At 71.3% G+C, this 12562-nt stretch carries 11 protein-coding genes and 1 riboswitch; of the genes, 7 read left to right on the forward strand and 4 right to left on the reverse strand.

Annotation, left to right across the window (positions count from 1 at the left end; all coding sequences use genetic code 11):
• The first annotated feature begins 240 nt into the window (after positions 1–240).
• Complete coding sequence (locus J1M41_RS04465; protein ID WP_342214065.1) at positions 241–1380, forward strand: acyl-CoA dehydrogenase family protein; 1140 nt, start codon at positions 241–243, stop codon at positions 1378–1380.
• On the opposite strand, the gene J1M41_RS04470 is transcribed toward J1M41_RS04465, so the two are convergent.
• Together J1M41_RS04470 and J1M41_RS04475 are read right to left on the reverse strand one after the other, a co-directional pair.
• Positions 1355–2095 (reverse strand): YoaK family protein, encoded by a 741-nt coding sequence (locus J1M41_RS04470; protein ID WP_206451233.1) that lies wholly within the window; start codon positions 2093–2095, stop codon positions 1355–1357. The two genes, J1M41_RS04465 and J1M41_RS04470, sit on opposite strands and share 26 nt — an antisense overlap.
• Before the next feature lie 83 nt (positions 2096–2178).
• The gene (locus J1M41_RS04475; RefSeq protein WP_020624813.1) at positions 2179–2550 is read right to left on the reverse strand and encodes an ectoine synthase; all 372 of its coding nucleotides are present in this window, start codon (positions 2548–2550) and stop codon (positions 2179–2181) included.
• A gap of 198 nt (positions 2551–2748) precedes the next feature.
• Between J1M41_RS04475 and J1M41_RS04480 the strand changes: the two genes are divergently transcribed.
• The 4 genes from J1M41_RS04480 to J1M41_RS04495 all read left to right on the forward strand — a co-directional run bounded on the left by J1M41_RS04480 (position 2749) and on the right by J1M41_RS04495 (position 9585).
• Entirely contained in the window at positions 2749–4020 is a 1272-nt protein-coding gene (locus J1M41_RS04480) for an Nramp family divalent metal transporter (RefSeq protein WP_241247729.1), read from the forward strand.
• A gap of 218 nt (positions 4021–4238) precedes the next feature.
• A riboswitch (glycine riboswitch) is annotated at positions 4239–4355 on the forward strand.
• A 162-nt stretch (positions 4356–4517) separates the two neighbouring features.
• The gene (gene gcvP, locus J1M41_RS04485) at positions 4518–7454 is read left to right on the forward strand and encodes an aminomethyl-transferring glycine dehydrogenase (protein ID WP_206451235.1); all 2937 of its coding nucleotides are present in this window, start codon (positions 4518–4520) and stop codon (positions 7452–7454) included.
• A gap of 13 nt (positions 7455–7467) precedes the next feature.
• Positions 7468–8634 (forward strand): glycine cleavage system aminomethyltransferase GcvT, encoded by a 1167-nt coding sequence (gcvT, locus tag J1M41_RS04490; protein WP_049146723.1) that lies wholly within the window; start codon positions 7468–7470, stop codon positions 8632–8634.
• Between the two features lie 117 nt (positions 8635–8751).
• On the forward strand, positions 8752–9585 hold the full coding sequence (locus tag J1M41_RS04495) for a thermonuclease family protein (RefSeq protein ID WP_020624816.1): 834 nt from the start codon (positions 8752–8754) through the stop codon (positions 9583–9585).
• Positions 9586–9596: 11 nt separating this feature from the next.
• Here the strand turns inward: J1M41_RS04495 and J1M41_RS04500 are convergent, their stop codons facing one another.
• Positions 9597–10280 (reverse strand): response regulator transcription factor, encoded by a 684-nt coding sequence (locus J1M41_RS04500; protein ID WP_100056586.1) that lies wholly within the window; start codon positions 10278–10280, stop codon positions 9597–9599.
• Between the two features lie 151 nt (positions 10281–10431).
• On the opposite strand from J1M41_RS04500, the gene J1M41_RS04505 reads away from it, so the two are divergent.
• Positions 10432–10605, forward strand: coding sequence for a hypothetical protein (locus tag J1M41_RS04505; RefSeq protein WP_002856694.1), 174 nt, complete (start codon positions 10432–10434; stop codon positions 10603–10605).
• Positions 10606–10626: 21 nt separating this feature from the next.
• Positions 10627–11877, forward strand: a complete 1251-nt coding sequence (locus J1M41_RS04510; protein ID WP_206451236.1) for a sensor histidine kinase — start codon at positions 10627–10629, stop codon at positions 11875–11877.
• A gap of 250 nt (positions 11878–12127) precedes the next feature.
• Here J1M41_RS04510 and J1M41_RS04515 read toward each other — a convergent pair.
• Positions 12128–12562, reverse strand: a 435-nt coding sequence (locus tag J1M41_RS04515; protein WP_206451237.1) for a hypothetical protein, incomplete at its 5' end; no start/stop codon positions are given.

The following is a 12562-nucleotide window of genomic DNA, read 5'->3' on the forward strand; positions in this document are numbered from 1 at the left end:
CGACGGCGGTGGGGTCCTGGACGGTCATGGGTCCCTCCTCGGGATGGCTGCTGAACGGATCCTTGGCCGGGGGCCTGTGATCTGGAACACTACTGGCAGACCTGGATAGTTGGAAGTCCTACAGTCGGATTCGCGGCGAAACCGCCCGCCGTCGTCGGACCGCCCCCGAAGGAGAGCCATGACCGCCATCGCCGAGTCCCCGACTCCGGCGCGCCCGCCGCCCCTCCCGGCCTGCCCCACGTGGACCTGCTCCGTCTGCGGGACCGCCTCGAGCCGGCCGAGCGTGCCCGGCTCGACGCGATCGAGGACCACCTGCAGACCCGCGTGCGGCCGCACCTGACCCGGTATTGGGACGCCGAGGAGTTCGCGTTCGACCTGCTGCCGGGCCTGGCCGAGCTGGGTCTGGGACGCCTCGTCCTGGACGGCTCGTCCTCGCTGTTCCAGCAGCTCGTGCACGCGGAGATCGCCCGTGTGGACCTGTCCCTGTCCGCCCTCGTGGGCATCCACAACGAGCTCAACCTCGGCATGATCGCCGGCCTGGGCTCAGAGCGTCAGAAGGCCACGTGGCAGGGGCGCCTCGAATCCTTCGACGCCCTGGGCGCGTTCTGCCTCACCGAGCCGGACCACGGCTCGGACATCGCCGGAGGCCTCGCCACCACCGCCACCCGCGACGGCGACGAGTGGGTCATCCGCGGCGCCAAGCGCTGGATCGGGGCCGGCACGATCGCCGACGTCGCGCTCGTCTGGGCGCGCGACACCGCCGACGGCGAGATCAAGGGCTTCGTGGTGCCCACCGACACCCCCGGCTACGAGGCCACCAAGATCAGCGGGAAGATGGGCCTGCGGATCATGCAGAACGCGGACATCACCCTGGACGTGCGCCTGCCCACGGACGCGATCCTGCCCGGCGCCACCACCTTCGCCGCCACCCGCGCCCTGCTGCGCGACTCGCGCATGTGGGTCGGCTGGCAGGGCGTCGGCGCGCAGATGGGCGTGCTGGACGTGCTGCGCTCCTACGCGCTGCGGCGGGAGCAGTTCGGTCGCCCGCTGGCCGCGTTCCAGCTGATCCAGGCCCAGATCGCCGAGGTCGCCGGCAACCTCGCCGCGTCCGCCGGCATGATGCTCCAGGTGGACGCCCTGCGGCAGGAGGGGCGGATGGAGATGATGCACGCGGCCATGGCCAAGGCCACCTCGACCCGGCTGGCCCGGTCCTCGGCGGCGCTCGCCCGCGACGCCCTCGGCGGCAACGGCCTGCTCACGGAGCACGAGATCGCCAAGATCATGGGGGACGTGGAGGCCATCTACTCCTACGAGGGCTCCTACGGCATGAACACCCTGATCGTGGGGCGGGCCCTCACGGGCGTCTCGGCCTTCGTGTGAGCCACGCGTCCTGCAGGTCCTGGACCAGCGGGCGGTGGGCGATGAGCAGCAGCACGCCAGCCACCGGGATGACCACCTCGAAGCCCAGCCAGAGGTAGCCGGCCGCGCCCGCCACCCCGCCCAGGAAGAACAGGGCCACGAGCAGCGCCAGCAGTCCCACGCGCCGCGGTTCCCCGACGACGGGGGCCGCGGCCCCGGGGCCGTTGCGGTACAGGATCTTGCCGAGCTTGACGCCGATGTCCGTGACCATGCCCGTCACGTGCGTGGTGCGGATCGGCCACGCCCCGATGCGGGTGATCAAGGCGTTCTGCAGGCCCATGGTGAAGCACAGCACGGCCACCACGACCAGCGGCCGGTGCGCATCGCGGACGTGCTCGGCGAGCAGGCCGAACACCAGCATGCCGACGCCCTCGAGCAGGAGGATGTTGGCGTACCGCGACCGGAGGCCGTTGACCCGGCCCCAGTTGAACACCAGCGCGCAGACGACCGCGCCCAGGATGAACATGGCCAGCGCGAGCAGGCCCGTGCCGACCAGACCCGGGGCGTGGAGGACCGCCGCGTCCGCCATGGACGCCACGATCCCCGTCATGTGGGACGTGTACGTGGCCACGGCGACGAAGCCCACGGAGTTGAGGATCCCCGCGATCGCGGTCAGCACCAGCGCCAGGTGGGTGTTGCGGCGCACGGTGCGCTCGGGGGCGCACAGGTTGAGCACCCCGCCACCCTACGACCGGACGCCGCCGTCGGCGCCGACGCGGGAGGCGCCGTCGTCGACGCCTCCCGTCACCGTGCCCGGGCTCAGTAGCTGGAGTAGCCGTCCTCCGACAGGGTGTGCTTCTCGTCGCCGGTGATGGCGGGGTTGAACACCGAGATCAGGTGCATGTCCTCGGTGCCGCCGCGCAGGTCGTGCGGCTCGTGGTCCGGCAGGACGTAGATGACACCCGGCGTGATCTCGTGGACGGTGCCGTCCGGCTCCACCACGGAGCCGTTGCCCGCGATGCAGTAACAGGCCTCCTGGTGGTTGCGGTACTGGAGCTTCGAGGACGATCCGGCGCGCACGATCGTGTGGGCGACGGCGAAGCCCATCTCGTCCTTCGCGGTGATGAGGCGTTCGGAGGTGCCTCCGCCCCACTCGACCTTCTCGACGTCGTTCCGGCTGCGGGTGTACATGGCGTTCCTTTCGGCGAGCTCTGTGGGTCGGGCAAGGGGCCGTAGCCCTGGCTCCATCGTAGGATGCCCGTCTCAGACTGTGAGGGGCAACACGTGAGGGCTCATATGGGATGAAATAGTCCAGGTCCACTATGATGTGTATCACACCTGGTATACGCTTCATCTTGACCCATGCGGCCCGGAGATGGAGGAGACGCGATGGCAACGCAGGCGAGGGATGGCCGGTTCTCCAATGAGGTGTTGCCCCAAGACGAGAGGCCTAGTCGTTTCGGTCCGGGGCTAATCATCGCCGCGTCCTTCATCGGGCCGGGGACCATCACAACCTCCATCGTTACCGGAGCCGAGCAGGGATTCGTCCTGGCCTGGGCTGTCGTCTTCTCAATTTTGGCCACCATCGTCTTGCAGGAGATGTCGGGACGGTTGGGCCTCGCGACCCGCATGAGTCTCGGACACGCTCTGCGCGAGGTGTTCTCCTCGGTGCCGGCGCGACTTGTCATGGCGATCCTCGTCGTCGCGGCGATCGGCATCGGAGGGGCGTCCTACGCCGGTGGTGACACAGTCGGCACCGCCCTCGCCTTGACTAGTGTGACCGGACTCAGTCAGCCCGTGGTCGTCATCGGGATCGTCCTCACGATCGGCATTCTGCTCTGGACAGGCAGCTACAAACTGATCGAGCGGGTGCTGACCGTCATGGTCGGGTTATTGGGGCTGCTTTTCATCGTCACTGCAGTCCTAGTTCAGCCTCCGATCGGCGACCTCTTGATGGGCATGTTCATTCCCCGGCTGCCACCCGGCACGGCGTTGCTGGCGGTCGCACTGATCGGGACCACCGTGGTCCCTTACAACCTCTTCCTGCACGCGAGTTTGGTGCAGGAGAAATGGGGGCCGGGTCTGGATTCGCGGGAATCTCTCCGAGCGGCGAGAACGGACACGGCGGTGTCGATCTCCGTCGGAGGTGCAATCACTCTGGCCGTGATGGCGACGGCGTTCGGTGGGATGTACGTCAAGGGCATGCAGGCCGAGACCGGTCGGGACCTCGCCTCCGCCCTGGAACCCCTCCTCGGGGACGCGGCTGGCTGGGTGTTCGCGGCGGGCATGTTCGCGGCCGGGTTCACGTCCGCCGTAGCTGGCCCGCTCGGCGCGGCGTACGCGATTGCCGGCACACTGGGCCAGGACACCGATCTGCGCAGCGTCCCTGCTCGCATCGTGTGGGGCGCAGTCCTTGCGATCGGTGCCCTCATTGCCCTGACGGGAACGAATCCCACGGAGGTCATCGTCATCGCACAGGCGGCGAACGGGCTTCTCCTGCCCATCGTGGCCGTATTCCTGATGGTCGTGATGAACAGTCGTCGGCTGATGGGCTCGCATCGGAACGGCCCACTGGCCAACGCCCTGGGAGGGCTTGTCTGTCTTGTCGTCATCGGGCTCGCGGTTTACCAGCTGGGCGGGCTTGCCGGGCTGTGGGATTGAGGCCCGGCGATGACGCGCGCCGCCGAATGACGTCCCTTACCGACTGTCGTGAGCCGACGGCATGCGACTGAGCCATTCCTCCCGTCACCCGTTTCCTGAACGAAAGCGCTTCGACACGCCGCCGTTTCATCAACGAAAGCCTTCGACACGCCCCGTCCGGCCCCTCCCGGGCGCCCTGTGACGCGGCCTACACGTGTGGGATACTGACGGCACGCCGCATGCCCCGCGCGGGAGAGCGTCGGCGCGCGTCCTGCCCCGGCCGGCCGCGTGAGCAGGCCGCCGAAGGAGCAAACCCTCCCCGGGAATCTCTCAGGCATCCGTACCGCGTGGGGTCAGGCGCTCTGGAAAGCGTCTCACTCCGCCGCGCCCGCGTCCGGACCGAGACCACCGACGGTGCAAGCCGCCCGCCCGGGCGTCGGAAACTCTCAGGTCCATGACAGAGCGGGGAGGAGCAGACCCACGCCGTGACCACGGCAGGATCCCCCCGGAGGTACCCCGTGACCAGCCCCCAGACCACCGAGAGCACGACCGCGCTGCCCCACGAGCGCATCGAGCCCAAGGACACCGCCTCGGCCCCCTTCGTGGCCCGCCACATCGGCCCGCGCCCCGCGGACGTCGAGCACATGCTGCAGACCCTGGGCTACGACTCGCTCGAGGCCCTCGTGGACACCGCCGTCCCCGCCGGCATCCGCCAGCCGAAGCCCCTCGAGCTGCCCGCCCCGCTGACCGAGTCCGCGGTCCTGGAGCAGCTGCGCGAGATCGCCGGCCGCAACGTCATGAAGACCCAGATGATCGGGCAGGGCTTCTCGGACACCGTCACCCCGGGCGTCATCCTCCGCAAGGTGCTGGAGAACCCGGCCTGGTACACGGCCTACACGCCGTACCAGCCGGAGATCTCCCAGGGCCGCCTCGAAGCCCTCCTGAACTACCAGACGATGGTCCAGGACCTCACCGGCCTGGACATCGCCAACGCCTCTCTGCTGGACGAGGCCTCCGCCGCCGCCGAGGCCGTGCTCCTCATGCACCGCGCCAACCGCCGCAGGACCGACGGCGTCACCCTCCTCGACGCGGACCTCTTCCCGCAGACCCTCTCCGTGGTGCGCCTGCGCGCCGAGGCCGTGGGCATCGACGTGCGCGTGGCCGACCTCTCCGCAGGCATCCCGGAGGACGTCCGCGCCGAGGTCGAGGAGAAGGGCCTGTGCGGCGTCGTGCTGCAGCAGCCCGGCGACTCCGGCCGCATCCACGACCACGCCGCCGTCATCGCGCAGGCCAAGGAGGCCGGCGCCCTCGTGACCGTCGCCGCGGACATCCTCTCCCTCGCCCTGATCACCCCGCCCGGGGAGCAGGGTGCGGACATCGCCGTCGGCTCCACACAGCGCTTCGGCGTGCCCCTGTTCTTCGGCGGCCCCCACGCCGCCTACATGGCCGTGAAGGAGGGCCTGCAGCGCAGCATGCCGGGCCGCCTCGTGGGCGTCTCCCACGACGACGCCGGCAAGCCCGCCTACCGCCTCGCCCTCCAGACGCGCGAACAGCACATCCGGCGCGAGAAGGCCACCTCCAACATCTGCACCGCCCAGGCGCTGCTGGCGATCGTCGCCTCGATGTACGCCGTCTACCACGGCCCCCAGGGCATCGCCCGCATCGCCCGCCACGCCCACGCCCAGGCCGTCCGCCTGGCGGAGGCGCTGCGGGCCGGCGGCGTCGAGGTCGCCGAGGAGCACTTCTTCGACACGATCACCGTCCGCGTGCCCGGCCGGGCCGAGCAGGTCCTGAAGGCCGCCGAGGAGAACGGCGTGAACCTGCGCCTGGTGGACGCGGACACCCTGCGGATCGCGGCCGATGAGACCACCGTCGACGCCGACCTCGTGGCCGTCCTGACGGCGTTCGGCCTGGACGCGGGCTCCCTGCCGGCCTCTGCGCACGAGGGCGCCGTGGCCACCCCGGCCGTGCCGGAGTCGCTGCGCCGCTCCTCCGCGTTCATGACGCACCCGGTGTTCAACACCCACCACTCGGAGACGAAGATGCTGCGCTACCTGCGCCGCCTCTCCGGCTACGACCTGGCGCTGGACCGCACCATGATCCCGCTGGGCTCGTGCACCATGAAGCTCAACGCCACCGCGGAGATGGAGGCCATCTCCTGGCCCGAGTTCTGCTCCATCCACCCGTTCGCGCCCGACCACCAGACCGAGGGCTGGCGGTTCCTGATCGCGGACCTGGAGGCCAAGCTCGCCGAGATCACCGGCTACGCGGGCGTCTCGGTGGCCCCGAACGCCGGCTCGCAGGGCGAGTTCGCGGGCCTGTGGGCCATCCGCCAGTACCACCTGGCCCGCGGTGAGGGTGAGCGGGACATCTGCCTGATCCCGGCCTCCGCCCACGGCACCAACGCGGCCTCGGCCGTGCTGGCGGGGCTGAAGGTCGTCGTCGTCGCCACCGCCGACGACGGCACGATCGACGCCGCCGACCTGGACGCCAAGATCGCGGCGAACGAGGGCCGCATCGCGGCCATCATGATCACCTACCCCTCCACGCACGGCGTGTACGACGCCGACGTCAAGGAGGTCTGCGCCACGGTGCACGCCGCGGGCGGCCAGGTGTACATCGACGGCGCCAACCTCAACGCGCTCGTGGGCCTGGCCCAGCCGGGCGAGTTCGGCGGAGACGTCTCCCACCTGAACCTGCACAAGACGTTCTGCATCCCGCACGGCGGCGGGGGCCCGGGCGTGGGCCCCGTGGCGGTGGGCGAGCACCTCGTGCCGTACCTGCCCTCCCGCGAGGCCCTGATGACCGCGGCCCCGCACGGCTCGGCCGGCGTGCTGCCCATCTCCTGGGCCTACATCCACCTGATGGGCGCCGAGGGCCTGCGCTCCGCCACCGCGCACGCGCTGCTGGGCGCCAACTACATCTCCCGCCGCCTCGCGCCCCTCTACCCGACGCTGTACACGGGCAACGACGGCCTCGTGGCGCACGAGTGCATCCTCGACCTGCGCGAGCTCACGGCCCGCACGGGCGTGACCGCCGAGGACGTGTGCAAGCGCCTCATCGACTACGGGTTCCACGCCCCCACCCTGGCGTTCCCCGTGGCCGGCACGCTCATGGTGGAGCCCACCGAGTCCGAGGACCTCGAGGAGATCGAGCGGTTCATCGAGGCCATGGAGGCCATCCACGCCGAGATCACCGCCGTCACCCCGGAGACCGTGGCGGACTCCGTCCTGCGCCGCGCCCCGCACACCCTCAACGTCCTGATGGCCGACGAGTGGGATCGCCCCTACTCGCGCGCCCAGGCGGGCACGCCGGTGCCGAGCCTGCGTCTGGACAAGTACCTGCCGCCGGTGGGCCGCATCGACGGCGCCTACGGCGATCGCAACCTCGTGTGCTCGTGCCCGCCGCCCGAGGCGTTCGAGGGCGCCGTGGCCGACACCGCCGACGAGGACTGAGAGGATCACCCCCATGAGCGATTCGACGCGCAACTCCCCGCTGCACCCGGTCCACGAGGCCGCGGGCGCCACGTTCACGGACTTCGGCGGCTGGAACATGCCCCTGAAGTACGGCTCCGAGCTGGCCGAGCACAAGGCCGTCCGCACCTCCGCAGGCCTGTTCGACCTCTCCCACATGGGCGAGATCCGGGTCACCGGCCCGGAGGCCGGGGCCATGCTGGACCACGCCCTCTCGAGCGTGCTCTCCACGTTGAAGCCCGGCCGCGCCAAGTACGCCCTGTGCCTGACGGACGCCGGCACCATCCTCGACGACACGATCGTCTACCGGATGGACGACGGCGAGGCCGGCTCCGAGCCCGACTACCTGGTGGTGCCCAACGCTGGCAACATCGCCGCGGTCCACACCGCCCTGAACCAGCGGGCGTCGGGCTGGGACGCCGTCGTCGAGGACGAGTCCTCGACCACCGCCCTCGTGGCCGTGCAGGGCCCGCAGGCCGAGAGGATCCTCGCCCGGGCCATGCCGGAGGCCGCGGCGCAGCTGTCCGAGCTGAAGTACTACGGCCACCTGACCCTGACCGTGCCCACGGACGCCGGTGACGTCATCGCCGTCGTCGCCCGCACCGGCTACACCGGTGAGGACGGCTTCGAGCTGTTCCTGCCCGCCGCCTCCACCGCCGAGGCCGGCGACCGCGGCTCCGCCGTGTGGAACACGATGCTCTCGGCCGCGGACGAGGCGGGCGTGGAGCTGACGCTGTGCGGGCTCGCCTCGCGGGACTCGCTGCGCCTCGAGGCGGGCATGCCGCTCTACGGCAACGAGTTGGACACCGGGCACCAGCCGCACGCCTCTGGCGTCGGCTTCGCGGTGCCCGCGAGCAAGGAGGCCGACTTCGTCGGACGATCCGCGCTGGTCGGCAGGGACGACGTCGAGGAGGTCCTCGTGGGGCTGCAGGGCGCGGGTCGGCGTGCCGCCCGGCACGGTTACGCCGTGCTGGACGAGTCCGGCGAGCGGGTGGGCGAGGTGACCTCGGGCGCCCCCAGCCCGACCCTCGGACACCCCATCGCCCTGGCCCGTGTCCGCCGCGACGTGGCCGCCGAGGGCACGTCCCTGCAGGTGGACCTGCGCGGCCGCGGCGAGCCGTTCACCGTGGTGGCCACGCCGTTCTACCGCCGGGAGCGCTGAGCCCGACGCAGCCGTCCCTCGGCCCGCCGCTCGGCGGTCCCGGGGCCCTTCGCTAGACTCGGGCTCCGGGCCGTCGTCGCGGCCCCCCGTCCCGCCGTCCACCTGCAGGAAGTCCGCATGACTCACGTCGCCGCCCGTGCCCGGGTCCCCCTGAAGGGGCTGCTGGTCTTCCTCGCCGTCGCCGCCGTCCTGCTCCTGCTGGGCATCGTCACCGTCCTCCGCGGCGTGGCCGCCGACGCCGCCCGCGTGGACATCGTCACCGTGCTGGACGGCAACACCGTGGTGGTGAACCAAGGCGGCACCGAGCGGACCGTGGTCCTCGCCGGCGTCACGAGCGCGGGCCGCAACCCGGAGGGCCTCAAGGTCGGCCCCAACCTCTGCATGGGGGAGGAGTCCTACTCCTGGCTGCGTGATCGGCTCCCGCAGGGGGCGACCGCGAGCATGACCACCTCGGACGAGGGCGCGCCCGAAGGGATGGAGAGCGCGGTCATCTCGATCGGCGGCGGCACCGTCAACGTGGCCATGGCGGAGGCCGGCATGGCCGCCCCCACGGAGGTCGCCGTCGGCAAGCGCCTGGCGGAGGAGATCGCCCAGGCCAATCAGGAGGCCGTGGGTCGCGGCGTGGGGCTCTACGACATCGAGGAGCCCTGCACGTACCAGAACCGGCTCTACGAGGCCCAGTTCGCCCTGGAGCAGATCCCGGAGGACGCGGAGGCGTCCCTGACGAAGATCGACGAGCGAGCGGTGGAGTACGCGGCCGGCCTGGACCAGGTGCGCCTGGTGCAGCAGGAGATCCGGGCCCTCGACCCGGAGAACGGCACGTTCGCCGACCTCGCCTACGGGCCGGCCAAGGAGTCGCTCCTGGCCGAGGCGGACCCGGTGGTGGAGCACGGGATGCAAGTCCTGAAGGACCTCAACACGCGGCGCAACGAGATCGCGGCCCGTGGCTGACCCCGCCGCGCTCAGTCCAGGGCGAGGGTGACGAGCCCGAGCTGGGCCGCCCGGATGATCAGCTGGACGCGGTCGCGGACCTCCAGCTTGGCCATGATCCGCGTGAGGTTGGCCTTGACCGTGGACTCGGAGACGAAGAGGTTCGCGGCGATCTCCGGGTTCGACTGACCCCTGGCCAGCAGCCGCAGCACGCCCAGCTCCCGCTCGGTGAGGTCGGAGCCGTCGGGGCTGCCGGGCTGCACCGAGGTGGGGCCCACCGTCGGCCGGTCCCGCTCGATCGAGGCGAGCAGCTTGGTCGCCACGGCGGGGGAGAGCACGGACTCGCCGCGATGGACGGCCTGAATGGCGCCCAGGATGGCCGGCGGCTCCGCGTCCTTGAGGAGGTAGCCGCCCGCTCCGGCGCGCAGGGCCGGCACGAGATAGTCCTCGGACGTGAACGTGGTGATCGCCAGGACCCGGATCGCGGGGTGGGTCTCCTTGATCCGGCGTGTGGCCTCCACCCCGTCCATCAGGGGCATCTGCATGTCCATCAGGACCACGTCCGGCTCGATGGCGGCGCACGCCTCCACGGCTTCGACGCCGTTGGCGACCACACCCACGCAGGTCATGCCGGGGGCAGAGTCGACGAGCACGCGGAGCGCGCCGCTCATGAGCGGCTGGTCGTCGGCGATCAGGATGCGCAGCTCTTCGGACACGCAGGTCAGCGTAACCGGTGCTGTGGCGCATGCCACCTTGTCGGCGTCGGGGCGAGGCCGGGGTGCCCGCCGGCCGTCATCTGCGCCATGCCGCGGCGCGGCCTGTGCGCGGCGTGCACCATTTGTGACGGGCGTCATACATACTGGGGCCATGAAGACTCGCGCTCTCCTCGCTTCCGCTCTCCTTCTCGCCTCCACCCTCGTCGGCGCTCCGGCCGCCGCCGCCTCGGCGGCCTCGGCCGAGGACGACGTCGTCACGACCCTGGGCCTCGGCAAAGGCACTGCGGAGTGGACGTGCCGCCACTTCGGCATCTGGTGCGACTGACCCCGGGGCGGTCCGCCCCCGATGCCTGATTCGAGCCCATCGACCCCCTCCGTCCGGAGCGGCGCGCCCTCCCGGGCGCGCCGCTCTTCGGCGTGGCGTCAGGCGCGCAGCCTGCGGTGGCGCGCGTTCTGGGCCGCGGCGCCGCTGAGCCGCGTCTATCTCGCCTTCGGGTCGGCGTTCCTGCTCGCCTCGACCGCGTCCGACATCGGTCTGTTCGGCCCGGGCCACGGCGTCATCCCGGTCCTGGACGGGATCGCCATCGCGTCGGTGACCAGCGCCTTCCTCGCCCAGTGGTGGCGCAGCACGGTGGGCTTCGCCCTGCTCCTGCCCGGGGCCGTCGCGACCGTCGTCGGCGGTTCCGAGGTGCTCTTCGCCGTCGTCGCGCCCGTGGTCCTCGGGGCCGTCGCGGCGACCGCCCGTTCCTGGGGGTTCGTCGTCACGGCCGCCGTCCTGGCGCTGACCTGGGGCGTCGCCCAGCCGTTCGCGGTGGGTCAGGCGAACGCGACGTGGTTCATCCTGCTGCTCATGTCCATGGGCCTCGGCGGCGGGCTCTTCATCCGCGAGAGCCTGACCCGGCGGGAGCGGGATCGCCGCCGGGTGTTCGAGGCGGAGGAACGGGCCCGGCTGGCTGCCGAGGCCGAGCGTCGCTCCCTGGCCCGCGACCTGCACGACGTGGTCGCGCACAACCTCACGATCATCTCGATGCAGGCCCGGACGGCACGCTACCTCGGCACCCCGGAGGCGGCTCAGAGCGTGCTGGACGTGGTGGGGGACTCCGCGAAGGACGCGCTGCGGGACCTGCGGCGCATGCTCTCCGTCCTCCAGGAGGACGGGATCGTGGACCCGAGCGGTGAGCCGGGCGCCGCGGGGGGCGCGGACGGCGCGACGTCCGCGGATCCGGTCCTGTCCGTGGCCCGCCTGGCCGAGGAGCTGCGCAGTCTCGGAATGACGGTGGAGACGGACGTCCGCTGCGACCAGAACGCGATGCCGATCTCCGTGCGGTCCACCCTGCACCGGGTGCTCCAGGAGGCCACCACGAACGTCGCCAAGCACGCCGGCGAGGGCGCGCGCGTGCGCATCGAACTCCGCGACGCGGGGTCGGACGTGGTGCTCGCGGTGGAGAACACCGTCGCCGAGCGGTCCGGCCGGCCGCAGTGGAACTCCTCCGGTGTGGGCCTGAACTCCATGCGGGATCGCGTGGCCACCTTCGGCGGCGCGATCGAGGCCGGGCCGGGGGGCTGGGGGTGCGCGGTGCTCCCCCGGTCCGTCTGACTGAGGCCGGCGCCGGCACCGTCATGGACCACGTCCATGTGAGCTGCCTCACATCATCGCCCGAAAGTCTGCACCATCCGCCACTGTCGGGGGCGCCGTCGTCCCTCCTAGAGTGGGTCATGCCCCATTGAGACGGTGCACAGTGCGAATCACGAGCCGGGATACATGCCTGAGGGGATGCGGGCCCCGGACGCGGTTCCGAGAAGGACGATGGCCATCCGGCCATCGTCCTTTCTCGTTGCGGGCGTGCTCAGGCCGGCTCGGTGCGCGACGGCTCCGGGGTGACCGTGCGGACGAGGGGACGGGCCGCCGTCCGGCCCAGGGCCATGAGCACGGCGGCCGGGAATCCGATCACCGGGATGAGCATCGGCAGGATGCCCGCCGCGCCCTGCGTGAGCACCACCAGGCCGTAGAGCATGCCGATCAGCGCGTACGCCAGCACGTGGACCCACTGGTTGAGCACGTGCCGGAACGCCCAGTTCACGAGCAGGCACAGCGGCAGCCCCACCACCAGCCCGGCGACCCCGACCACCGTCAGCAGCGGTGTCAGGCTGCCGAAGGCCTGCAGGCCCGGGACCACGGCCAGGACCGCCACCACGGCGGCCATCACGAGGTTGGGCAGCAGCCAGGCCACGAGGAACCCGTTCAGTCCCATGCGCAGCTGCGGGCGGGGGCCGGAACGGGC

The organism is Micrococcus sp. KRD096, assembly GCF_017168495.1.
Taxonomy (GTDB): Bacteria; Actinomycetota; Actinomycetes; order Actinomycetales; family Micrococcaceae; genus Micrococcus; species Micrococcus luteus.

Bases quoted from the DNA above. Each gene is read 5' to 3' on its own strand.
- J1M41_RS04505 (WP_002856694.1), top strand. From the start codon at position 10,432: ATGAAGACTCGCGCTCTCCTCGCTTCCGCTCTCCTTCTCGCCTCCACC.
- J1M41_RS04495 (WP_020624816.1), top strand. From the start codon at position 8,752: ATGACTCACGTCGCCGCCCGTGCCCGGGTCCCCCTGAAGGGGCTGCTG.
- gcvT (WP_049146723.1), top strand. From the start codon at position 7,468: ATGAGCGATTCGACGCGCAACTCCCCGCTGCACCCGGTCCACGAGGCC.
- J1M41_RS04510 (WP_206451236.1), top strand. From the start codon at position 10,627: ATGCCTGATTCGAGCCCATCGACCCCCTCCGTCCGGAGCGGCGCGCCC.
- J1M41_RS04475 (WP_020624813.1), bottom strand. From the start codon at position 2,550: ATGTACACCCGCAGCCGGAACGACGTCGAGAAGGTCGAGTGGGGCGGA.
- J1M41_RS04480 (WP_241247729.1), top strand. From the start codon at position 2,749: ATGGCAACGCAGGCGAGGGATGGCCGGTTCTCCAATGAGGTGTTGCCC.